Source organism: Streptomyces sp. NPDC006365 (assembly GCF_042870755.1).
Taxonomy (GTDB): Bacteria; Actinomycetota; Actinomycetes; order Streptomycetales; family Streptomycetaceae; genus Streptomyces; species Streptomyces xiangluensis.
In genome coordinates, this window is the sequence record NZ_JBIAHS010000001.1 from 339,557 (window position 1) to 362,667 (window position 23,111).

A 23,111-nucleotide genomic window follows, 5' to 3' on the forward strand; every position below is an offset into this window, starting at 1 on the left:
CAGGAAAGCCCCGGAGCACGTGCCTGGCCATCCGTACAAATACCGACTCCCCGAGTGCCCGGGCGCCGACCGGGACGGGCTCGGTTGCAGAACGGCAAACGGCTTGTCCGGCGCCTTGGACCCGCATATCGTTAGGGCCCAAACAATCAGTTCGGACAATGTTCGTAGCGACAGGAGCCGTCGGGAGGCTCGCATGCTCGGCCACCAGCAGATCGCCGCCGCGACGCGCATCGGCATGCTCACGCGCGAGCGCGACACCGCCACGGCCTGCGCTCAGGCCATGCAGGAACTCGGCCGCGCCCTTCCGTTCGACGCCGCGTCCCTGCTCGGGATCGACCCTGTCTCCGGGGCGCACCTGCAGATCGCCGGTGTCGGCTACCCCGCCGCGGCATCGCAGGCCCTGGCCGCCGAGTTCGTCTCGACCCCGTGGTACGCCAACGTCGTACGGCAGGAGCTGCCGCGCTCCATTTCCGAGGACGCCGACGATCCCGGACCGCGCTTCCGGCATGGCTGGTTCTACGCAGAGCGGGTCCGCCCCGCCGGCTTTCGTGACGGGCTGACCGGGGCGCTGCGTCACCAAGGGCGCCTCGTCGGACTGATCCATCTCTCCGCGGAAGGCGCGGACGTCTACGACACCGAGGCGCGACAACTGCTCGCCTCGATCCTGCCCGCACTGGGCGCCCTCGCCGACCCCACCGCACACGCCGGTGGCTTCCACGAACTCCCGGCGGGGGCAGCGGCGAACCTCGTCACCTCCGCCGGCGTCATCGACCTGCCTGGCCGGGCGCCCGCCGGGGCACTGCACGACGAGCACTTCCGGCGGCTCATGGAGGCGTTCACCCTCTCGCGAGGGCTGCGGTTGCGGGCGCTGTGGCCGGTCGGATCCGGATGGTGCCGGGTGGTGCTCCAACGATGCACGGCGGGTCCGGCGGCACGCGAGGCGGTGCTGGTGTACGAGGAGCGCGCCGAGCTGCCGTACGGACTGAGCCCGCGCGAACTCGAAGTCCTCACGCGAGCCGCCCGGGGCCAGACCAACCAGGCCATCGCGCAGGCCCTGTTCCTGTCGCCACGCACGGTGCACAGCCACATCGAGCACCTGCTGCGCAAGACCGGCTGCTGCTCCCGCGCCGAGGCAACGGCGCTCGCCGTGCGTGACGGAGTGCTGCGGCCCGCGCCCGAGGACCTCGAGTACTTCGTGGAGAGGGAGCCCAGATGACCACCACACCCCGCATGCTGCTCGTCCTCAGCGAGAACTGGACCCTGACCGGCGGCCGCGCCGACCTGCCCAAGGCGGTCCGGTGGGCCCGCGAGGCCGAGGACGCGGGCTTTGACTCGGTGATGGTCAGCGAACACATCGTGCTCGGCCCCGACGCCGGTGCCGACGGGATCATGGGCAACCCGCGCGACTATGCCCTCCCGGGCAACCAGGACCCGCACACCCCCTGGCCCAACTCGCTGCTCCTGCTCGCCGCCATCGCCTCCGTAACCGAACGGCTGCGGCTGGCCGCCGCGGCCGTCCTCGCCCCACTGCGCCATCCGCTGCTCATGGCACGGGAGTTGGGCACCCTCGACCTGATCAGTGAAGGGCGACTGCTGGTGCAGCCCACGGTCAGCTGGAGCAGGGACGAGTACGACGCCCTGGGAGTCCCCTTCGGCAGGCGGGGGCGGCTGCTCGACGAGCACCTGGAAGTCTGGGCGAAGGCATGGGGGCCGTCCCCGATCTCGCACGACAGCGAGCACTACCCGTTCCGGGACGTCTACTTCGAGCCCAAGGCGTACCGACCGGAGGGCCCACGACTGTGGTTCGGCGGACAGCGCCTGCACGGGCCCGTGCTGCGAAGGCTCGTCCGGTACGGGCACGGCTTCCACCCGCTGGGCAGGCCCACGCCGCAGGACATGCAGCTGCTGAAGCAAGCCATGGCGGCGGCCGGCCGTGACGTCACCGACCTGGAAATGATCGGCGGCACCCAGGCCGTCTTCCCCGACGACCGCTCCGCGGCGGATCTTGGTGCGGCCCTGGCGTCGATCCCGGAACAGCTGGCACAGGGCTTCACGACCTTCTGCATCAAGCCGAACCAGTTCATTGACGACCCGGACGGGGTCGGGGCGTTCTGCCATGACGTGATGCGGCGGGTGGCAGCGCTGACCGCGTAGCGCGGGCCCTCGGCGACTTGCTGGTCGACGAGACCGACCGCCGGCTCGCCCACGCCCACCTGCAGTCGCACGCTCCGACTGCCGCTCCACGGGACTCCGGGTGTGCGCGGACAGGTGGGACCGCCGCTCGACGAGGTCGATGTGAAGGCCATGGCCGCCGTCGCCGACAAGTACGGATTCACCGTCGACTGACTCGCCCTGCGGTACAGCCCGTCATATGGGTCTCGTGATTCGGGGCTGATGGCCCTGACACCGGTACGGCATCGTGGATGACGATGGGCGGGCGATGACCGAGCCGGTCCTGCACCCGTGGCTCGGGCAGCCTCCCGCCCTCAGGCGCGGAAGACCGAGGCGCGGACGCGGGGTCCGAACGTGGTGTACCGGTCGTACCCGGTGCAGGCCGTGCGGCGCTCAGTCGCGGTAGGCGGCCGTTGCGATGTGGACGAAGGACCGGATCATCGGGTTCGCGTCGCCCTCGTTCCACGCCGCCACCACGGGGCTGTGTGCCATGTCGATCAGCGGTACCACGGTCAGCTCCCCGGGCAGGTCGTGCCCGAGCGGAGTCATCCCGACCGTGCCGTTCCAGAGCACTGCCTGCAGGCACTCCTGCACGGCGCGCACCACCGGACCCTCGCGAGGCTCGCCGCCGTTCCAGTACGACTGCCAGATCGGGTCGGTGCCGTCCGGGAACTGGAACCAGCGCCGGTCCGCCAGGTCAGCCAGCTTCAGGCGGTCGTGGCGGGCCAGCGGATCGTCGGCGCGCAGCACGACGCCCACCGGGTCGGCGCGTAGGTCGTGCACCGTCAGGCCGGTCTCGTCGAACGGGCTGCGGGTCAGAGCGACGTCGACCAGTCCGGCGCGCAGCCCGCAGGTCGGATCGGCCAGGTCGGTCTCGCGGATGCGGACCTCGACACCCGGGTGCTGCCGGCGGTACGCGGCGGCCAACCGGGCTGCGCCCGGGTCGGCGGTGTCGCCCAGGATGCCGACGGTGATGGTCGCGGCGCCGGCCGCCGCGGCCACGCGAACGCGTACCCGGTCGGCCTGGTCGAGCAGGATGCGCGCCTCCTCGAGCAGCGCCGCCCCAGCCGGGGTGAGTGTGACGCCTGCGGAGGAGCGGTGCAACAGAGCGGCACCGACGTCGGTCTCCAGCTGCTTGATCGCCCGGCTCAGCGGCGGCTGGCTCATGTGCATCCGGGCGGCGGCACGGCCGAAGTGGAGTTCCTCGGCGACGGCCACGAAATAGCGCAGCGTGCGTAGCTCCATGACCGGCGACGATACCCGTGCGGTATCGAGGCCACCCAACCGGTCTTGGACGGCCGCGGTGTCCGGGCGCTGGAATCGGAGCATGACAGACCAGCCGATGACCAGCGAACCGATGACCAACGGACCGATGACCAGCGATCCCACGGCCGACCCTGCCGTATCGGTGGTCGGTCCGGACGACGGTGAGATGATCCTCCTGGGCACCACGCGACTGCGCATCCTGGAAGACGGCAGCACCACCGGGCACCGTCTCGGGATCGGCGAAACCATCCTCGCTCCGCGCACAGACGGACCACCCCAGCACCGCCACTCCCAGCACGACGAGGGTTTCTACGTCATCTCCGGCACGGTGCGGTTCACGGTCGGACAGAAGACGCACGACGCGACCGCGGGCACGCTCGTGATGATCCCGCCCGGAGCCCCGCACACCTTCGCCAACCTGACCGGCCAACCGGCCGTCATGCTCAGCCTTTTCACCCCCGACCTGTATGTGCAGTACTTCCGAGACCTGCGGGACATGATCGCCGGCGGCCAGGAACTGACCGCACAGGCGACCATCCAGGCGATGAGTCGCTACGCCACCGAGCCCGCCGCCGACTTCGCCTGGAAGCCGGAAGGATGAAGCCGCCTGGCTGTCTGTCACCGGATCGGTGCAGCCGAGGGGACTGCTCCTGCTTCTCAAGTCCCGGGTCGCGTGCGCACACGCGTGTGCCTTCGCAGGTGCTCCCGTGATGACGCATGAATTTGATCACTTACAAACTGGTAGACGTGGATGGGAATCATGAAGGTCGCGTACTGGATCGTTGCCGGCATACTCGCGCTCTTCTACCTCTACGGGGGTGGAATAAAGGTGATCCAGACCCGTGAGCAGCTCCTGCCGATGATGGCCTGGGTGGACCGCACGCCGATGCCGGCCGTCAGGACGATCGGGGTGCTCGAAGTGCTCGGCGCGATCGGGCTCATCGTGCCCCCGTTGGCCGGCATTGCTCCCTGGCTGGCATTGGCTGCGGCTATCGGGTTCGTGCTCCTGCAGATCGGCGCGACCACAGTTCACCTGCGCCGCGAAGACCGCCGAATCGCCCTCAACATCGCGCTCCTTCTCGCAGCGGCCGTGGCCATCTGGCCGGCCACCACATGGCTGTGAGGCCGATGATCACCCGCAACGGCGCGCCGGACATCAAGGGCCTGGACAAGCGCCGCTGCGTCGTCGAGTGGAGTGGACCTTCGCCCCGCTCCGCCGGTTCATGCGGCTCGCTGTGCCGGGAAGGACCCGTTCAACCGCACGACGCCTTCGTCTCATTGGAGTGCAGCCTTAGCTGCCGGTGCTCCTCCAGAAGACCGCATCGTGATCGCGTCCCACGGAATCGGAGGGTGACCGTTCGACGGCATCAACTGCGGGTGTGCCGCCTGGAATTGGCACCCGGCGTCTCCTATGAATTGGGCTGCGTGCGAACGGCTCTGACGCGCTCATTCATGAGCCGTCGGAAAATCGCGGCCCGGCACTGCACGCCGAACTCCTCGGTTTCGCCGCGGCCAATCCGCTCGCCCTTCGTCTGGCCGCCGAAGTGGCCGCGCACAACACAGATGGCAACGTTGTCTGAACCCCTCGTTCTCATCGGATCGGGCCGGGGGTGTCCCACCCCCGGCGAAGCCACCACTGAGCGGGCTGCTGAGTCACCAGCGCACGGGCAGCATCCGTACGCCCCTGATCAGCATGCCGGGTATCACAGGGCAGCTCGGCCTCATCGACGCCCGCCCTCAGGTCGGGGCAGCGCTCCAGGAGCGCACGGATCGCGATTCGGCCCTCCAGGCGCGCCAGCGGCGCCCCCAGGCAGTGGTGGAGACCATGGCCGAATGCGATGTGGCCGCGGGTGTCCCGGCGGATGTCGAACCGGCCCGGGTCCTTGAAGCGCTGCGGGTCGCGGTCCGCGTCGGCCATGGCCTTCAGGACGGTGGAGCCGTGTGACCGGCCCTGCGGGCGGCCCTCTCCAAGGGGAGCAGCGGAAGCAGGTGGCCGTAGGCCGGCGTACCGGAGAAAGGATGCGCATGGAACGACTTTCAGCGTAGGGAACGATGGGGTCGGCCGGAGCGCCGTCTCGGCGTCCCGGGCAGCGGCGCCCGTACGGATCACGGGCGCCGGTCGCCTGGCCGGCCCGGACCTCTTCGCCCCATCGTGCCGGTCGGGGCTGCTCATGGGAGGCGGCCTGAACCGCTCACAAGTGCTCACTTCCGCTGACACCGGCGCCGTCGTCGGCGCTCCTCCGGCGGCGCCGGTGCTTTCGGGAGGTGGACGGCGTAAAGGTGCTGTTCACGCGGCTGCCCTCCCCAAATCTGAACCACGCAGCGTCCTTCCTCCTCCCGGCCCCCTCCTTGAGGAGACGCACCACCGACGGCGTTCGAGGATGCCGAGTGCCCTGGTCCGGACGGTGGAAGCCGTCACACCTCTCACCCGTCCGGCGGAATGCGCGATTCGACATGGAGACGTCGGGTTCCGGGCCGTGGAGGCCGGTGGACTGGAGGGATTCACCCGTGCACGGCCGAGGGCTCGGCTTCGCCGACCTCCACGCGACGCACGGCCGGTGTCCTCCTGGAGGACACCGGCCGGCGAGCAGGGATTCGGAGTCGTGCGGTACCGGCCCGTCGGCGACTCACGGTCCCGAGCTGATGGGGCATCAGAAGAGTCGGCAACGGGTCAGTGTGAGTCCTGATACATCTCGCGACAGCTGACCGAACATGCGAATCGTTGTACTGTCCGAAGACCGCCCTTGACCTGCGTTGAGCAGGCAGGGAGCTGACAAACCGGGAGTTTCTCCATGCTTCGTACCATGTTCAAGTCCAAGATCCACCGTGCCACGGTGACCCAGGCCGACCTGCACTACGTCGGGTCCGTGACCATCGACGCCGATCTGCTCGACGCCGCCGATCTGCTGCCCGGCGAGCTGGTCCACATCGTCGACATCACCAACGGCGCCCGCCTGGAGACATACGCCATCGAGGGCGAGCGCGGCTCCGGCGTGATCGGCATCAACGGTGCGGCAGCCCACCTGGTGCACCCCGGCGACCTGGTGATCATCATCAGCTACGCCCAGGTCTCCGACGCCGAGGCCCGCGCCCTGCGCCCACGCGTCGTACACGTCGACGCCGACAACCGGATCGTCGCCCTTGGCGCGGACCCCTCTGAGCCGGTGCCGGGCTCGGACCAGGAGCGCAGCCCGCAGGCCGTGCCCGCGGTCACCGCCTGACCGTCCATCTGGGCCCCGTACGTCCCGCGACGGGGTGAGTGCGCGTACGGCGCACGGGTACGCGTGGAAACAAGTCCAGGGCCGAAGTTCCACATGGCTGGAGGACACGATGACCCACCCGAATCCCGATCCCACCCGCCCGGGCCCTCCTCCGGGTCCGGGCCCCGACCGCCCGGAACCCCTCCCGGACCCGGTCCCCAACCCCAAGCCCCACCCGGTACCAGACCCCAGCCCGTCCCCGGTACCAGACCCCAGCCCGTCCCCGGTCCCGGAGCCTCCCGGCCCCGAGCCGCTGCCGAAGCCGGGCCCACTGCAGCCGTAGACGGCAAACATCACGTGGCCCGGTGCGGACACTTCCGCACCGGGCCACGTGTCAGATCGGGTTCAGCAGGGGCGGGCGTCCCACAAGAGGCGCGGGGCTGTATCAAATTGCGGCTCCGCCGCGTGGGCGCGATCAACCACACACAACCCGCAGCCGCCCCTCCCAGCACCCCCGAGCTCTTAGCCGGCCACCTCGGACCGATCCCCACCCCACAGGGTGTGGAACGACCCCTCCCGGTCCACACGCCGATACGTGTGCGCCCCGAAGAAGTCCCGCTGCCCCTGAGTGAGCGCCGCAGGCAACCGCTCCGCACGCAACGCGTCGTAGTAAGACAGCGCCGCAGCAAAACCAGGCGTAGGAACGCCCTGCTGAACGGCCGCCCCCAGAACCGCCCGCCAGTCGTCCTGAGCCGCCCCGATCTCCTGAGCGAACCCTTCATCGGACAGCAGGCTCGGCAGATCGGGCCGGGCATCGTAAGCGGCCCGAATCCGATCGAGGAACGCCGCGCGAATGATGCACCCACCGCGCCAGAGCGAGGACACCGCACCCAGATCGATGTTCCAGTCGTACTCCGCGCTGCCCGCCGCGATCTTGTGGAAGCCCTGCGTGTACGACACGATCTTCGAGGCGTACAACGCCTGTTCCACCTGGTCGGCGAAGGCCGCCGCCTCCGACTCGCCGAGCGGCGTGGCCTTCGGCCCGGCGAGCCCGCGCGAGGCCTCCCGCAGCTCCGTGTGGCCCGACAGCGACCGGGCGAAGACCGCCTCCGCGATGCCCGAAACCGGCACACCGAGGTCCAGCGCGATCTGCACGGTCCAGCGCCCGGTGCCCTTCTGCTCGGCCTGGTCCTGGACGACGTCCACGAAGGGCTTGCCCGTGGCCGCGTCCACGTGGGACAGAACCTCGGCGGTGATCTCGATCAGATAGGAGTCAAGGCGTCCGGTGTTCCAGGTGCGGAAGATGTCCGCGATCTGCGAGGGGGAGTAGCCCGCCACATCACGCAGCAGCTGGTAGGCCTCGCCGATCAGCTGCATGTCCGCGTACTCGATGCCGTTGTGCACCATCTTCACGAAGTGACCGGCACCGTCCGGACCGACATGGGAGACGCAGGGCGAACCGTCGGCCGCCTTGGCCGAGATCTTCTCCAGCATCGGGCCCAGCGAGTCGTACGACTCCTTCGGGCCGCCCGGCATGATGCTCGGTCCGTTCAGAGCGCCTTCCTCGCCGCCGGAGACGCCCATGCCGACGAAGTGGATGCCCTGCGCGCGCAGGTCCCGCTCCCGGCGCCGGGTGTCCGCGAAGTGGGCGTTGCCCCCGTCGATGATCATGTCGCCGGGCTCCAGAAGCGGGGCGAACTCCTGGATCACCGCGTCGGTCGGGTCACCGGCCTTCACCATGATCACCAGTCGGCGCGGGCGCTCCAGGGCGGCCACGAACTCCTTGGCGGTCTCGGCCGCGATGAAGTTGCCCTCGCTGCCGAACTCCTCGACCAGCGCGTGCGTGCGCGACGCCGTCCGGTTGTGCAGGGCGACCGTGTACCCGTTGCGCGCGAAGTTACGGGCGAGATTGCGCCCCATGACCGCGAGACCCGTCACGCCGATCTGCGCTGAAGTGCTCATACGGTTGGCTCCTAAAAGGTCCTGAAAACGGTGGTGCTCGTCAGTATCGCCCCACTGACCATCCTGACTTGCCGACGATGTGTACGCATGGTGTGCCGTTCTGCCTCAGCCGACTCGCAACAAGGGTGCATTCTCAGTCACTTGGCGGGACAGAGCGGCTGATTGCCGCCTTGTCATGGCCTGTTCGCGGCGTTTACTTTTGCCCCCGCTGACGCATGTCGAGGGGGCTCACTCCATGGCCGTACGGGGCCGGCACCGCCGGTATCAGCCGAACAGGATCAACCGCGCTTCGCTGACGGTCACGGCGGGTGGCGCCGGAATGGCGATGCCCCTCATAGCCACCGGGGTTGCCGACGCGGCCGATGTGGACACCTGGAACAAGGTCGCCGCCTGCGAGTCCAGCAACAAGTGGGACATCAACACCGGCAACGGCTATTACGGCGGGCTGCAGTTCAGCCAGTCCACCTGGGAGGCCTTTGGCGGCACGGCCTACGCGGCACGCGCCGACCTCGCCACCAAGGACCAGCAGATCGCCATCGCCGAGAAGGTCCTCGATGGCCAGGGCCCCGGCGCCTGGCCGGTGTGCTCCGTGCGCGCGGGTCTCACCCGTGGCGGTGACACCCCTGACATCAACCCTTCGGGCACCGCGGACCGTAAACCCCAGCGCACCGTCCGCGACGTACAGCCTCAGACCACGCCCCAGTCCCAGGCCGGCACCGCCGAGATGTACACCGTCGTCCGCGGCGACACGCTGTCCGGCATTGCCGGCTCCCGTGAAGTCCAGGGCGGCTGGCGGCAGTTGTACGACACCAACCGCAAGACCATCGGCGCCGACCCGAACATGATCGTCCCCGGCCAGCGGCTGAGCCTGCGCACCAAGGCCCCGGACAAGCCCGCTTCCGGTACGCCGGTGTCCAACACGACCGCTCCCGAGAAGCCCGAGAAGAAGGAAGAGCGGGCCGAGAGCAAGCCCCGTGAGTCGGCGCGTACCGTCACCGCCCCGGTGGAGGCCGGCGCCGGAACGCCGTACCGCGCCACGGGTTCGTCCTGGTCGCAGGGCTATCACACGGGCGTCGACTTCCCGGTGCCCACCGGCACCTCCGTCAAGTCGGTCGCCGGGGGCGAGGTAGTGACCTCGGGCTGGGGCGGATCCTTCGGCTACCAGGTGGTCATCAAGCACGCCGACGGCCGCTACACCCAGTACGCCCATCTGTCGGCGATCTCCGTGAAGGACGGGCAGAAAGTGGTGAGCGGGCAGCGCATCGGCCGCTCCGGCTCCACGGGCAACAGTTCGGGCCCGCATCTGCACTTCGAGGTGCGGACGGGGCCCGAATTCGGCAGCGACATCGATCCGGTCGCTTATCTGCGCAAGGGTGGCGTCAGTCTCTGACAGCTTCAGACTCGTAGGCCTGATATCAGGTTTTGATGCGGGAGCCGGCCACCAGCGGCACCGGGAGCAGCGGGATATAGAGGCCGTTGTAGTACGGGCCTTGCTGCCGGGCCGGTTCGTCCGTGCCGTCCCGCGCACCGTCGCCCGGCGGCGGCCCACTGGACCCGGTGCGTGCCCGGCCGGCCGCCTCTCGCACGGCCACCGGCGTCGGCACGACGACCGCGGTCGGCGCGAGCGGCACCTCTTCCCGCACCGGCCCAGCTGCTTCCCGTACCGGGGCCGCCGCGGCGACCCGCCCTGCCACCTCGGGGGTCCGCTGCCCGGGCAGCAGGGCCACCCCGTCGGCCGGCGCCCCTGCCACGACGGCGGGTTCGGCCGGAACCGGCTCCGTACGCTCCGTGCTGCTGATCCGCTCCGACGTCAGGAGGATGAGGCCGCCCGCCGCGATGACTCCGCAGCCCAGCGCGAGGGCGGTGCCCGTCGAGCCGTAACGGAAGGTCTCGCCGAACATCGTGATGCCGACCGCGGCCGCCACCACAGGGTTCACCACCGTCAGTGTGGCCAGCGGCGCCGCGAGTCCCGCGCCCCGGTAGGAGGCCTGTGAGAGCAGCATGCCGGCCGTGGCCAGGACGCCGATCACCGCCAGGGTGGGCAGCTGGCCGAGTGCGAAGCCGCCCGTCCAGTCCACCGCGACCGTCTTCGTGAACACCGACGACATACCGAACGCGACACCGGAGGCGATTGCCAGCAGCACACTGCGCACCGCCGGGTGGCGGTGTGCCGCGCGGGCCGCCGTCATCAGCGCCACCACCGCGCCGCCGGTGGCCAGGGCCACCGCCAGCTGCTGGGAGTTGTCCAGGGACTGCGAATCGGCCGTGCCGACCAGCGAGAGCAGTCCGGCCAGGCCGACCGTCGCCATGATGGCGCCCCGCCAGGCTGTCGCACCGGCCTTACGGCGAACGAAGAGAGCCGCCATGGGAAGCGCGAACACAATGGTCAGTGCGCCGAGCGGCTGCACCAGACTCAGAGGGCCGAAGGCGAGGGCCACAACGTGCAGCAGACCACCGAGGCCGTTGAGACCCACCGCGGCCCACCAGGCGGGCCGGCGCATGGGAGCGTACGACTGGTCCGGCGTGGCCGCGGCGACCCGTTCCTGCACGATCGCGCCGCCGGCGTAGGCGACGGCGGACACGAGCGAAAGCAGCACAGACAGTGCGAGGGCGCTCATGGGTCCCTCCTCTGCGTCTGGCTGGCGCGCTCCGGCTGGCGGGGAGTCCGGCGCGGCGAACGGTCGGTTTTCATGGTGAATACGATGCCCTTCGAAGGCGCTCGCGTCGTCGTCCTTGAGCAGGCATTGGGTCCTACTGCCGATGGAGTACGACCTGCGCCCCGTCCTCCCCAGGTTGGGTGACACCGGCTACAACTCCCATGCTGGAACCGGTATGCCCGTTTGGTCTACTCGAATTCCGCGGAGCTCGGTCGTGGCCACATTCCGTGTCCGCGAGGTCGCACACCGGTTCGCTTCGCCCGCCCATCGCACCGTTCCGGCCCCCGCGGTCACTTGCGCTCTTCCCCCGCGGGCCTGTTCTGGGTGACCATGTGGGAACAAGCCGCTGAGACAGGGGGTAACCGGGTGCGAGTGGGCCTGTTGACCCGGGAATACCCGCCGGACGTGTACGGCGGCGCGGGCGTCCATGTCGAGTTCCTCGCCAGGGAGCTGCGGCCCCTCACGGACCTCGATGTGCACTGCTGGGGCGAGGGCGCCGCGGGCGGAGTCGTCCGCCACCGGCCCTGGCCCACGCTCGACGGCGCCAACGACGCGCTGCGCACCTTCTCCGTGGACCTCTCGATGACCGCCGCCCTCGAAGGCCGGGAGCTCGTCCACTCGCACACCTGGTACGCCAATCTCGCCGGCCACCTGGCGAAAATGCTGTATGGCATTCCACACGTGATGACCGCCCACTCCCTGGAGCCGCTGCGCCCCTGGAAGGCCGAGCAGCTCGGCGGCGGTTACGCCCTGTCGAGCTGGGCCGAACGCACCGCGATCGAGGCCGCCGACGCCGTGATCGCCGTCTCCGGAGCCATGCGCGAGGACATCCTCGGCTGCTACCCGGCCCTGGACCCGGCGAAGGTGCGCGTCGTGCACAACGGCATCGACACCTCCCTGTACCAGCCGGACCACGGCACGGACGTCCTCGAACGCGTGGGCCTCGATACCGGCCGCCCGTACGTCCTGTTCGTCGGCCGCATCACCCGCCAGAAGGGCGTGCCCCGACTGTTGCGTGCCGTCCGGGACATCGACCCGGCCGCACAGGTCGTCCTGTGCGCGGGCGCTCCCGACACGCCGGAGATCGACCGGGAGTTCCGCGATCTCTTCCAGGAACTCAGCCGCGTACGCCAGGGCGTGTTCTGGATCCCGCAGATGCTGCCGCGCCCGGACGTGATCCAACTCCTCACGCACGCCGCTGTGTTCGTGTGCCCCTCGGTGTACGAGCCGCTGGGCATCGTCAACCTGGAGGCGATGGCCTGCGGCACCGCCGTGGTCGCCTCGCGCGTCGGCGGGATCCCCGAGGTCGTCGAGGACGGCGAGACGGGTCTGCTCGTATCCGTCGACGAGAGCGCCGAGGAGCACGCGGCGCAGCTCGCGCGCGCCCTCGACGCACTGCTCGCCGACCCCGAGACAGCCCGGCGGATGGGCGAGGCGGGCAAGGAACGGGCGGTGCGGGAGTTCGGCTGGGACGCGGTGGCCCGGCGCACGGTCCAGCTGTATGAGGAACTCCGCAAAGAGGGGTAAGCCTCAAGCAGGTGAGGTACAAGAAAGTGGCACAACCGGGCGGTAGAGGGGCGGCACGGCATGCGACGCGGTGGACCTTCGGTGCTGGGAATCGTACTGGCGGGCGGTGAGGGCAAGCGTCTGATGCCCCTGACCGCCGACCGTGCGAAACCCGCGGTCACGTTTGGCGGAACGTATCGCCTCGTGGACTTCGTTCTTTCCAACCTTGTCAACGCTGACATCCTGCGCATCTGCGTACTCACGCAGTACAAGTCGCATTCGCTGGACCGGCACATCACCACGACCTGGCGGATGTCCAGCCTGCTGGGCAACTACGTCACGCCGGTCCCGGCCCAGCAGCGGCTCGGCCCGCGCTGGTACCTGGGCAGCGCCGACGCGATCCTGCAGTCGCTGAACCTCGTGTACGACGAACAGCCCGAGTACGTGGCGGTGTTCGGCGCCGACCATGTGTACCGCATGGATCCGCGGCAGATGCTCGCCCAGCACATCGAGAGCGGGGCCGGCGTGACCGTCGCCGGGATACGGGTGCCGCGGGGCGAGTCGTCGGCCTTCGGCGTCATCGCTCCGGGATCCGACGGGCAGACCGTGGACAGCTTCCTGGAGAAGCCGGCCGACCCGCCGGGTCTCCCGGACGATCCCGAGTCCGTCTTCGCCTCGATGGGCAACTACATCTTCACCACCAAAGCCCTCATCGAGGCCCTCCAGCGGGACTCCGAGGACGAGAACTCCGTACACGACATGGGCGGCTCGATCCTGCCGCAGCTCACTGAACGCGGCGAGGCCCAGCTGTACGACTTCAGCGCCAACCATGTGCCCGGTGAGACCGTGCGCGACCAGGGGTACTGGCGTGACGTCGGCACCCTCGACGCGTACTACGACGCCCATATGGATCTGATCGCCGAGCGGCCCGCCTTCAACCTCTACAACCGCCAGTGGCCCATCTACACCCACTCCGGTCAGCTGTCCCCGGCCCGCTTCAACGCCGGCGGCATCGCCAGCGAGTCGATCATCAGCGCCGGCTGCCTCATCCGCGGCCAGGTCAGCCGGTCGGTGCTCTCGCCGGGTGTGGTCGTCGACCCGGGCGCCGTAGTCCAGGGCTCCGTGCTGCACGACAACGTCCACATCGGGCGGGGCGCGGTGGTACGGGGCGCGGTGCTCGACAAGAACGTACAGGTACCGCCGGGAGCGACGATCGGCGTCAATCCGGAACGGGACCAGGAGCTCTACACGGTTTCCAAGGGCGGTGTGATCGCGCTGGGGAAGGGCCAGCAGGTGTCGTAAGAGGTGATCATCGAGACGGCCTCGGTGCGGAGTAGGCACCGGGGCCGTTTGTCATCTCCGTCATGTCCCTGGACTGCGGGCTGCCCGGTCGCGTGACGGCCATCCGGCTGATTCCTGCGACCGGCGCGCTGTGCGGAATCCGCCCGCTCACCTTCTCGGCGGGCGGGCGGGCCGCCCGGCTGTATCCGGCCCGCGGGCCGCTTCGACCACACTGAAACGACCTCATGAATCCCATAGGTCCCATCACTCACATGGGGGATGGGACTTAATCTGCTGTTAACTGTGCGTAGCTTGATCGTACTTGACCGTAATCGCTTGTCGGGGGTTGACTGCTTGTTCACCCGTCGTCGACGCGAGAGCAAGCCATTGACCTCCGACCTGCTTGCACCACTCGACCTGGCGTTCTGGAACATCGAGTCCGCCGAGCACCCCATGCATCTCGGCGCCCTCGGTGTCTTCGAGACCCATTCGCCCGCAGCGGGCGCCCACGCCGCCGACCTGCTCGCGGCCCGCGCCGCGGGCGTGCCCGGGCTGCGGATGCGGATCCGTGACGTGTGGCGGCCTCTGGCCTTCGGGCAGCCGCTGGCCTTCGGCGGCGCGGCCCGCGAGCCCGCCCCCGACTTCGACCCGCTCGACCATGTCCGGTTGCACGCGCCGACCGCGGACTTCCACGAATCGGCGGGCGAACTCATGCAGCGCCCGCTGGAGCGCGGCAGGCCGCCGTGGGAGGCGCATGTGCTGCCCGGCGTGGACGGCACGTCGTTCGCCGTGCTCTTCAAGTTCCACCACGCCCTCGCCGACGGACTGCGGGCGCTGACGCTCGCGGCGGCGGTCATGGACCCCATGGACCTGCCCGAGCCCCGCCCACGCCCCGAAGAGCCCGCACGCGGCCTCCTCCCGGACGTGCGCAAACTGCCGGGTCTCGTCCGCGGCACCCTCTCCGACGTGGGCCGGGCCCTCGACATCGGCGCCTCCGTCGCCCGCGCCACCTTGGGCGTACGCTCCTCGTCCGCCCTGGTGTCGGAGCCCACCGGCACCCGCCGTATCGCGGGCGTGAACCTGGACCTCGACGAGGTGCACAAGATCCGCAAGAGCGCGGGCGGCACCGTCAACGACGTACTGATCGCGATCGTCGCGGGCGCTCTGCGCCGCTGGCTGGACGAGCGCGGCGACGGCAGCGAGGGCGTCGAGCCCCGGGCCCTGATCCCCGTCTCCAAGCGCCGCCCGCGCACCGCGCACCCCCAGGGCAACCGGCTCTCCGGCTATCTGATCAAGCTGCCCGTCGACGATGCGGACCCGCTCGGTCGGCTCGACACGGTGCGTACGGCCATGAACCACAACAAGGACGCGGGCCCCAACCGGGGCGCGGGCGCCGTCGCCCTGCTCGCCGACCATGTGCTGCCGCTCGGGCACCGGCTCGGCGGACCCGTCGTCGGCCAGGCCGCCCGGCTGCTCTTCGACATCCTGGTCACCAGCGTGCCGCTGCCCAGCCTCGGTCTGAAGCTCGGCGGCTGCCCGCTCACCGAGGTCTATCCGCTCGCCCCGCTCGCCCGCGGCCAGTCCCTCGCGGTCGCGGTCTCCACCTACCGCGGGCGCGTCCACTACGGGCTCGTCGCCGATGCGGAGGCCGTGCCGGACCTGGACCGGCTGGCCAAGGCGGTGATCGCGGAGGTGGAGGAGCTGAACGTCGCCTGCGCGCCCTGACGGGAGCCGTGATCACGCCGGGTTTGGCGCCTTCGCCCCGCGCTCCGTAAAATTCCGCCTTCGAAAGCGAGCGCGGTTCGAGCGCGGCGCGGAACCCCGAGGAAGCAACGGCGATGACGGTGACACAGGACAGCCAGGCGACCCCCGCCGTGGACACGGCAGAGGGGGCGGAGGCCTCGTACGGTCCCGGCATCGACCCGGAGCGGCTGGCTGTCTGCCTCAGCGTGCTCGAGGAGCTGGACAAGCTGGAGGTCGACCACCCCGACGCCGTTGCCGTGCGTCGCGCCACCGCGGGCGTCTACCGCACGGTGAAGCAGCGCCGCCGCCAGGAACGCCGGGCCGCCAAGACCGCCCACGACAAGGCGGTCACGGAGGCGACGGCGACAGGTTCGGCCCAGCGCATCGACGACGAGACCGAGGGCGTCCTGCCCTCGTCGGCCATCGAGGCCGGGCAGATCGCGGGGATACTTCGGCGCCCGCGCTCCTGTTACATCTGCAAGTCCCGGTACGTCGAGGTCGACTACTTCTACCACCAGCTCTGCCAGGAGTGCGCCGCCGACAACCGGGCCCGCCGCGACGCCCGCGCGGATCTCACCGGCAAGCGCGCGCTGCTCACCGGCGGCCGCGCCAAGATCGGCATGTATATCGCGCTGCGCCTGCTGCGCGACGGTGCGCACACCACGATCACCACACGCTTCCCGAACGACGCGATCCGCCGCTTCAAGGCCATGCCCGACAGTGACGAGTGGATCGGGCGCCTGAAGATCGTCGGCATCGACCTGCGTGACCCCGCCCAGGTGGTCGCGCTCGCCGACTCGGTCGCCGCCGCGGGCCCGCTCGACATCCTGATCAACAACGCGGCCCAGACGGTACGCCGCTCCCCGGGGGCCTACAGCGAACTGCTCGCCGCCGAGTCCGCCCCGCTCCCCGCGGGCGAGCTGCCGCCCGCCGAGGTGATCGGCACCTTCGGCTCCGGTGCCGTGGCCGCACTGCCGGTGGCCGGTGGCGGCGAGCTGACCGCCCAGGACGTCACGGACCTCGCGCTGGTCTCCGGGTCAGCCTCCCTGGAGCGCATCGCGGCCGGCACGGCGATCGACGCCGGCGGTCTCGTGCCCGACCTGCACGACACCAACAGCTGGATCCAGTCCGTGGAGGAGGTCACTCCCGTCGAGCTGCTCGAGGTCCAGCTCTGCAACTCCACCGCGCCGTTCATCCTCATCAGCCGACTGCGCGCCACGATGGCGGCCTCGGGGGCGAACCGTACGTACATCGTGAACGTGTCCGCCATGGAGGGCGTCTTCAGCCGCGGCTACAAGGGCGCGGGGCACCCGCACACCAACATGGCCAAGGCCGCGCTCAACATGCTCACGCGCACCAGCGCCCAGGAGATGTTCGAGAAGGACCGCATCCTGATGACCGCCGTCGACACCGGCTGGATCACCGACGAGCGCCCCCACCCGGACAAGATGCGCCTCGCCGACGCGGGGTTCCACGCGCCCCTCGACCTGGTCGACGGGGCTGCGAGGGTGTACGACCCGATCGTGCGGGGCGAGCAGGGCGAGGACCTGTACGGGGTGTTCCTGAAGGACTACGCGCCCGGCAAGTGGTAGGGCCCGCCCGGGGTAATCCGGTGGCCCGTGCGGTGGCCGCTGTCCTACCGTGAGGGTGCCCGGTGCGCAGGCGACGCGTTCTTCGTGGTTCGACTCCGTGCAGGCCCTCCGCGGGCCTGTTGCCCTGTTGGGGGGCAATCGCGTAGCCGCCTTGATCTCGGGCACCCTGTGCACATCGTGTCGTGCTCAGCCGTGTGAGGACGCGCTGCTGTCGGTATCCCGCGGCGCCCGTGACCGCAGGCGCTCGTGGACGGCGTACGCCGTCGCCGTGTGTGCCGCCCGTACTCTCGTTCCGCCGTCCACCAGCAGGTCCGCCCCCGTGATCCACTCCGCCGCGTCCGAGGCCAGCCACAGGACTGCTCGCGCGATGTCCTGGGGCTCACCGATGCGGCCCAGCGGGAGTCCGGCGGCCACCTCGTCCTCACCCCGCTCCCACACGAACCGCGCCATCTCGGTCCGGACAAGACCGGGGGAGACCGAGTTGACGCGCACCTTCGGGGCCAGCTCGCCCGCGAGCTGCTGGGTGAGGTGCAGCAGGGCGGCTTTGCTGGTGCCGTACGCGCCCACGTTGGGGCCCACATGAGCGGCGCCCTCCGTGCAGACGTTGACCACAGCCCCGCCGTGCTGAGCCATCCAGGCCCGCCAGGCGCACTGCACCAGCCGTAGCGGCGCCTCGACGTTGACCGCGAACGCCTCGCGCCAGTGGTCCGGGTCGGCGTCCATGAGCGGGCCGTACGGCTCGTTCGTCGCCGCGTTGTTCACCACCAGGTCGATCCGCCCGAACTCGCGCAGAGTCAGCTCCGTCAGTTCGTGCAGATGAGCCGGTTCGGTGACCGAGCCCGCGAGCCCGACGACCCCGAGCTCGTCGGCGACCCGGCTCACCCCGCCCGGATCCCGCGCGGTCACGCACACCCGTGCGCCCGCTTGGACGAGGGCCTCCGCGACCGCTCGCCCGATCCCGCGCGAAGCACCGGTGACGATCGCGGCCCTGCCCGTGAGCCCGTACGGCGAAGTCATCCGCGTACGTTCTCATGACGGGCCGTCAGCTACCAGAGGTGCGTCAGCGGCGGACGGTGGCGCGCGCCGCGACCAGCTCCAGGACGGTGCGCCAGTCCTCCAGCACGCCGGCGTTCAGCCCGGCGACCTTGCCCGCCTCGTCCGCCTGCCGCAGGGACAGCACGTCGTCGTCGAACGGGCCGTCGTCCCACGGGGCGGCATGCAGGCGTACGAGACGGGCGACCCGCTCGCCGAGCAGGGACCGCACGGCGTCCGCCGCGTGGTCCGCGTGACGGGCCTCGTCACCGGGGTGCAACAGCTGCCCTATGCCGTGCACCAGGCCGGCCACCTGGAGTTCCTTGTCACTGGGATGACCGCGCCGCAACAGCGCGGCGGTCTGCAGTGCGTGATCGTGCAGATCGAGCGAGCCGCCGGCGGGGGGCCCTCCGCTTATGGGGGTCCCCCCGCCCGGGCGAAGTCGAGAGTGGGGGAGAGTCCGCGAGTGGGGGAGGTCCGGGGTGCCCCTGGCCCCCCGGCAGGCGTGCAGCAGATCCATCAGCTCATCGACACTGCGCAGCTCCATGCGCCAGTCCTCCCTGCCCGCGAGAAAGGCCGTTGTCCCGCGCCAGCAGATCATGGCCAGCTTTCAACCGAACCAACAGGATCTGAATAGCGAACCGAGTGCACCCCACGGCCGTCCCGAACGAGCGCGGTCTCACCGCGCGGACTCAGTGGCCCCGGTCCATCCACTCCTTCAGGTGCGGGGCTTCGGCACCGATCGTCGTGGAGTCGCCGTGGCCGGTACGGGCCTCCGTCTCGGGCGGCAGGGTCAGCAGCCGGTCGCGGATCGATTCGATGATGGTCGGGAAGTGGGAGAAGGAGCGTCCCGTCGCGCCGGGCCCGCCCTGGAAGAGCGTGTCGCCCGTGAAGACGGTGCTCAGCTGCGGGGCGTGCAGGCAGACGGCGCCCGGGGCGTGACCCGGCGTGTGCAGCACGGTCAGCTCCGTGCCGGCCACCGACAGCCGCTGCCCATCGGTCAGTTCACCGTCCGGCAACCGGTTCGGGTGGGTCTGCTTCCACAGCGGGAGGTCGTCGGGGTGGAGGAGGATCGGGGCGCCGGTGCGGGCGGCCAGGGCGGGGGCCGCGTCGATGTGGTCGTTGTGCGCGTGCGTGCAGACGACGGCCACGAGCCGGCGGTCGCCGATCGCCTCGGCGATGGCGTCGGCGTCATGGGCGGCGTCGATCACTATGGCCTCGGAGTCGTCGCCCACGATCCATACGTTGTTGTCGACGTCCCACGTACCGCCGTCCAGGCTGAACGTGCCGGAGGTGACCAGGTGCTCGATACGGGCGGCCATCACAGCACCACCACCGAACGCAGCACATCGCCCTGGTGCATCCGGTCGAAGGCCTGCTCCACCGCTCCCAGTTCGATGGTCTCGGTGACGAACGCCGCCAGGTCGAGGCGCCCCTGCTGGTGCAGGTCGACCAGCATCGGGAAGTCACGCGAGGGCAGACAGTCCCCGTACCAGGAGGACTTGAGCGCGCCGCCCCGGCCGAAGACGTCCAGCAGCGGCAGCTCCAGCTTCATGTCCGGTGTCGGGACGCCGACCAGGACCACCGTGCCTGCAAGATCGCGGGCGTAGAACGCCTGCTTGTACGTCTCCGGGCGGCCCACCGCCTCGATGACCACGTCCGCCCCGAATCCGCCGGTCAGTTCTCGGATGGCCTCGACCGGGTCGGTCTTCTTCGAGTTCACCGTGTGGGTGGCGCCCATCGTCCGGGCCGTGGCCAGCTTCTTGTCGTCGATGTCGACGGCGATGATGCGCGCCGCGCCGGCCAGACTGGCACCGGCGATCGCCGCGTCGCCCACGCCACCGCAGCCGATGACCGCCACCGAGTCGCCACGTGTCACCGAACCGGTGTTGATGGCCGCGCCGATCCCAGCCATCACCCCGCAGCCGAGCAGACCAGCGACCGCGGGGGACACGGACGGGTCCACCTTGGTGCACTGACCGGCCGCGACCAGGGTCTTCTCCGCGAACGCACCGATCCCAAGGGCGGGCGAGAGCTCCGTGCCGTCCTCCAGGGTCATCTTCTGCTTGGCGTTGTGCGTGTCGAAGCAGTACCAGGGCCGCCCGCGCAGACAGGCTCGGCAACGGCCGCACACCGCACGCCAGTTGAGGATCACGAAGTCGCCGGGCGCCACCTCGGTCACGCCCTCGCCGACCGACTCCACGATCCCGGCGGCCTCGTGGCCGAGAAGGAACGGATACTCGTCGCTGATGCCGCCCTGCTTGTAGTGCAGGTCCGTGTGGCAGACCCCGCAGGCCTGCACCTGGACCACGGCCTCGCCCGGACCCGGATCCGGAACCAGGATCGTGCGGACCTCAACCGGCTCGTTCTTGCCGGGGGCGATGACACCCCGTACCTGCTGGGCGGCCATGTCGGGCTCCTTCGCGTGAAAGTGGCGCGTTTGATCATGTTGGCACAGAGCAGGACGGCTGGCTCCGTGCCTGTGGACAACCCATGGAGAACCAAGGGAGGCTGGTGTGCTTGAAGTCCGTTTTGTCGCAGAACGACTCGAAACAGTTACCTTTTGTTTTCAGCCCCATCGAGCGGACCCCCGCTCATCTGTGTACCCTGTACCGGAACGGACAGCATAATTGGGTCCCACCCACACCCACGGTCCGTCCCGGGACAAGCCGGTCACCACGGCCTGCTCTCACTTGAGTTACCGGCGCCACCGCGTCCGTACTGCCTGTAATCCAGACCCGAGCGGGCGTCATGTGACCGGTAGCAGACCGGCCTGCATGCCCTGAGGGTGATCCGACACATAAGGAGTGCGCGGTGACACCGGAGACGAAGAACAGCGATCGGCGCCCCAAGGAACGCATGGAGCGCGAAGGCAGCGGGCCCGAGGACATGCTCGGCAGTCTCGAAGTGTGGTCCAGGTCTGCCCCGATCCGCCTGGCGGGTTACGAGGACGACCTCGCGGAACCGCACATCCTGCCCAGCGTGGACTGAAGCGTTCCCCGAGGGATCAGCGCGATCGCTGACGGCATGGGCGTGCCAGACTCACGCCCATGCTGATCAGAGAAGCCGCGGCCGACGACTGGCCGCGGATTTGGCCTTTCTGGCACCGCATCGTCGCCGCCGCCGAGACCTACGCCTGGGACCCGGCCACCTCCGAAGAGGACGCCCGCGCCCTGTGGATGGCACCGGGCAAGCGCGTGTACGTCGCCGAGGACGCCACCGGAGCGGTCGTCGGCTCGGCCTATGTCACGCCCAACTACGGCGGGCCCGCGGCCCGTATCGCCAACGCCGGCTTCATGGTCGACCCGGACCACGCGGGCCGCGGCATCGGCCGCGGCCTCGCCGAACACGTCCTGACCACGGCGAAGGCCGAGGGATACCGGGGCATGGTGTTCAACGCCGTCGTGGAGACTAACCCCGCTGTTCACCTGTGGACGTCCCTCGGCTTCACGATCCTGGGCACCGTTCCGGAGGCGTTCGAGCATCCGCGCCATGGGCTGGTAGGGCTGCACATCATGTACCGGGCGCTGTGACGCTCCGCTGGCTGCGGCTTTTTGGCTGCGGGTCTGTGGGTGGCTGGTCGCGCCCGGCGGAGCCGCTGATGTCCGAGCCCCGCGCCCCTTGGGCGGGTGGTGGGTGCGGGGCCGTGGGCCTGTGCGTCAGCCCGTTGCAGGGTGGGCATACGGCGCTCCGGCTTCCGCAGGGCGCAGGTGACCTGAGACAGAACCTGCGCGACGGGCATACGAGAGGCATCGGCCCACGCCCCCTCCCGGCGGCGGGAGGGCGCGAGAAGTTGGGGGTGCGGTCTATTGATCAGCCGCGGTTCCGGGCGAGGAATGCCCCGACCGTCGCTGTGAAGTGATCCGGATCGTCCAGCCACGGGAAGTGGCCGCCGCCCGGCTGCACGGCCACCTCCGCATGGCGGAACAGCCGTGCGATGGCGGTGGCGACGCGAGGGCGCGGGCCGCTGTCCAGCTCACCGGCCATGAGCAGGACCGGTGCGCGCAACGCGGCGATGGCGGCGCGTGTGGTCGCGGGCTCGAAGGCGCCGGGCGAGGCGTAGATTTCCCCGGCCTTGTCGTTGCTCTGCGCCACGTCCAGCGCGGCGTGTGCCTGCGCCGCCTCGTCCCAACGGCCGTAGAAGTACGGCGCGATGGCGTCCCAGTCGGCGTCGGTCGCGGTGCCGGCCAAGAACGCCTCGAAGGAAACGCGGGTGGCGGCGAACCACGGCTCGGCCGAGCGCAGGGCGGCAGCCTCCCGACGGTGCTCCTCGGTGAAGTCGACGCCGAGGGCGCGGGCCCGGGCGGTGATCAGCGTGAGGCTCCGTACGCGTTCGGGGTTCTCGGCAGCGTAGAGCAGGGCGAGGTCTCCGGCCGCCGAGTGCGCGAGTACGTCGATGTGCTCCAGGCCGAGGTGGCGGCGCAGGGCCTCGGCATCGGGTCCCTGCCGATCGCAGCGGTACGTGGCCGGGTCGGCCGGGATCGCGGAGTCACCCGTGCCCCGGAGGTCGAGCAGGACCAGTTGCCGATGCCTGGAAAGACCGCCGAGATCGCCCAGGTAGGCGGAGGCCCGCATGGGGCCGCCGGGCAGACAGAGCAGCGGTTCGCCCTCGCCCACGACGTGATAGGCGAGTTCGGTTCCGTCGTCGGCGGCGAAGGCGGGCATGGCGTCATCCTGATCCGCGGGAGACGACCCCAGCA

Annotated in this window: 20 protein-coding genes and 1 pseudogene; 12 read left to right on the forward strand and 9 right to left on the reverse strand. The window is 70.0% G+C overall.

The window, feature by feature from the left end:
* Window positions 1-193: 193 nt before the first annotated feature.
* Window positions 194-1,216 carry a response regulator transcription factor gene (locus ACFYO0_RS01570; RefSeq protein ID WP_388668858.1) on the forward strand — a complete coding sequence of 341 codons (1,023 nt, stop codon included), beginning with the start codon at window positions 194-196 and terminating at the stop codon, window positions 1,214-1,216.
* Window positions 1,213-2,154 (forward strand): TIGR03619 family F420-dependent LLM class oxidoreductase, encoded by a 942-nt coding sequence (locus ACFYO0_RS01575; protein WP_388668861.1) that lies wholly within the window; start codon window positions 1,213-1,215, stop codon window positions 2,152-2,154. Before ACFYO0_RS01570 ends, ACFYO0_RS01575 begins: the two co-directional genes overlap by 4 nt.
* Before the next feature lie 411 nt (window positions 2,155-2,565).
* On the opposite strand, the gene ACFYO0_RS01580 is transcribed toward ACFYO0_RS01575, so the two are convergent.
* The gene (locus ACFYO0_RS01580; RefSeq protein WP_388668864.1) at window positions 2,566-3,417 is read right to left on the reverse strand and encodes a LysR family transcriptional regulator; all 852 of its coding nucleotides are present in this window, start codon (window positions 3,415-3,417) and stop codon (window positions 2,566-2,568) included.
* Window positions 3,418-3,514: 97 nt separating this feature from the next.
* Between ACFYO0_RS01580 and ACFYO0_RS01585 the strand changes: the two genes are divergently transcribed.
* Window positions 3,515-4,039 (forward strand): cupin domain-containing protein, encoded by a 525-nt coding sequence (locus ACFYO0_RS01585; RefSeq protein WP_388670802.1) that lies wholly within the window; start codon window positions 3,515-3,517, stop codon window positions 4,037-4,039.
* A 159-nt stretch (window positions 4,040-4,198) separates the two neighbouring features.
* Window positions 4,199-4,561: a DoxX family protein gene (locus tag ACFYO0_RS01590; RefSeq protein WP_388668867.1), complete on the forward strand. Its 363-nt coding sequence runs from the start codon at window positions 4,199-4,201 to the stop codon at window positions 4,559-4,561.
* A 530-nt stretch (window positions 4,562-5,091) separates the two neighbouring features.
* On the opposite strand, the pseudogene ACFYO0_RS01595 reads toward ACFYO0_RS01590, so the two are convergent.
* A pseudogene (locus tag ACFYO0_RS01595) lies at window positions 5,092-5,377 on the reverse strand (cytochrome P450); the annotation flags it as partial.
* A gap of 853 nt (window positions 5,378-6,230) precedes the next feature.
* Here ACFYO0_RS01595 and panD point away from each other — a divergent pair.
* Window positions 6,231-6,659, forward strand: a complete 429-nt coding sequence (panD, locus tag ACFYO0_RS01600; RefSeq protein WP_388668870.1) for an aspartate 1-decarboxylase — start codon at window positions 6,231-6,233, stop codon at window positions 6,657-6,659.
* Window positions 6,660-7,160: 501 nt separating this feature from the next.
* On the opposite strand, the gene gndA is transcribed toward panD, so the two are convergent.
* The gene (gene gndA, locus ACFYO0_RS01605) at window positions 7,161-8,600 is read right to left on the reverse strand and encodes an NADP-dependent phosphogluconate dehydrogenase (protein WP_388668873.1); all 1,440 of its coding nucleotides are present in this window, start codon (window positions 8,598-8,600) and stop codon (window positions 7,161-7,163) included.
* Between the two features lie 235 nt (window positions 8,601-8,835).
* Between gndA and ACFYO0_RS01610 the strand changes: the two genes are divergently transcribed.
* Entirely contained in the window at window positions 8,836-9,990 is a 1,155-nt protein-coding gene (locus ACFYO0_RS01610) for a transglycosylase family protein (protein ID WP_388668876.1), read from the forward strand.
* Window positions 9,991-10,015: 25 nt separating this feature from the next.
* On the opposite strand, the gene ACFYO0_RS01615 is transcribed toward ACFYO0_RS01610, so the two are convergent.
* Window positions 10,016-11,218, reverse strand: coding sequence for a DMT family transporter (locus ACFYO0_RS01615; protein WP_388668879.1), 1,203 nt, complete (start codon window positions 11,216-11,218; stop codon window positions 10,016-10,018).
* 405 nt (window positions 11,219-11,623) lie between these two features.
* Between ACFYO0_RS01615 and glgA the strand changes: the two genes are divergently transcribed.
* The 4 genes from glgA (at window position 11,624) to ACFYO0_RS01635 (ending at window position 17,379) form a co-directional block, all read left to right on the forward strand.
* Entirely contained in the window at window positions 11,624-12,784 is a 1,161-nt protein-coding gene (glgA, locus tag ACFYO0_RS01620; protein WP_388668882.1) for a glycogen synthase, read from the forward strand.
* A gap of 60 nt (window positions 12,785-12,844) precedes the next feature.
* A complete protein-coding gene (gene glgC / locus ACFYO0_RS01625; protein WP_388668885.1) occupies window positions 12,845-14,065 on the forward strand; it encodes a glucose-1-phosphate adenylyltransferase in 1,221 nt (406 codons plus the stop codon).
* 366 nt (window positions 14,066-14,431) lie between these two features.
* On the forward strand, window positions 14,432-15,769 hold the full coding sequence (locus tag ACFYO0_RS01630) for a wax ester/triacylglycerol synthase family O-acyltransferase (RefSeq protein WP_388668888.1): 1,338 nt from the start codon (window positions 14,432-14,434) through the stop codon (window positions 15,767-15,769).
* 113 nt (window positions 15,770-15,882) lie between these two features.
* Window positions 15,883-17,379, forward strand: coding sequence for an SDR family NAD(P)-dependent oxidoreductase (locus ACFYO0_RS01635; protein WP_388668891.1), 1,497 nt, complete (start codon window positions 15,883-15,885; stop codon window positions 17,377-17,379).
* A 186-nt stretch (window positions 17,380-17,565) separates the two neighbouring features.
* On the opposite strand, the gene ACFYO0_RS01640 is transcribed toward ACFYO0_RS01635, so the two are convergent.
* From ACFYO0_RS01640 to ACFYO0_RS01655, 4 genes are all read right to left on the reverse strand, one after another.
* Window positions 17,566-18,396 carry an SDR family oxidoreductase gene (locus tag ACFYO0_RS01640; RefSeq protein WP_388668894.1) on the reverse strand — a complete coding sequence of 277 codons (831 nt, stop codon included), beginning with the start codon at window positions 18,394-18,396 and terminating at the stop codon, window positions 17,566-17,568.
* 43 nt (window positions 18,397-18,439) lie between these two features.
* Window positions 18,440-18,958, reverse strand: a complete 519-nt coding sequence (locus ACFYO0_RS01645) for a hypothetical protein (RefSeq protein ID WP_388668897.1) — start codon at window positions 18,956-18,958, stop codon at window positions 18,440-18,442.
* A gap of 145 nt (window positions 18,959-19,103) precedes the next feature.
* Window positions 19,104-19,733, reverse strand: a complete 630-nt coding sequence (locus tag ACFYO0_RS01650; RefSeq protein ID WP_388668900.1) for an MBL fold metallo-hydrolase — start codon at window positions 19,731-19,733, stop codon at window positions 19,104-19,106.
* A complete protein-coding gene (locus ACFYO0_RS01655; RefSeq protein WP_388668903.1) occupies window positions 19,733-20,821 on the reverse strand; it encodes an S-(hydroxymethyl)mycothiol dehydrogenase in 1,089 nt (362 codons plus the stop codon). Before ACFYO0_RS01655 ends, ACFYO0_RS01650 begins: the two co-directional genes overlap by 1 nt.
* 404 nt (window positions 20,822-21,225) lie before the next feature.
* Between ACFYO0_RS01655 and ACFYO0_RS01660 the strand changes: the two genes are divergently transcribed.
* Together ACFYO0_RS01660 and ACFYO0_RS01665 are read left to right on the forward strand one after the other, a co-directional pair.
* Window positions 21,226-21,402, forward strand: coding sequence for a hypothetical protein (locus ACFYO0_RS01660; RefSeq protein WP_388668906.1), 177 nt, complete (start codon window positions 21,226-21,228; stop codon window positions 21,400-21,402).
* A gap of 59 nt (window positions 21,403-21,461) precedes the next feature.
* Window positions 21,462-21,944 (forward strand): GNAT family N-acetyltransferase, encoded by a 483-nt coding sequence (locus ACFYO0_RS01665; protein WP_388668909.1) that lies wholly within the window; start codon window positions 21,462-21,464, stop codon window positions 21,942-21,944.
* 280 nt (window positions 21,945-22,224) lie between these two features.
* Here the strand turns inward: ACFYO0_RS01665 and ACFYO0_RS01670 are convergent, their stop codons facing one another.
* Entirely contained in the window at window positions 22,225-23,076 is an 852-nt protein-coding gene (locus ACFYO0_RS01670; RefSeq protein WP_388668912.1) for an alpha/beta fold hydrolase, read from the reverse strand.
* Window positions 23,077-23,111: the final 35 nt, after the last annotated feature.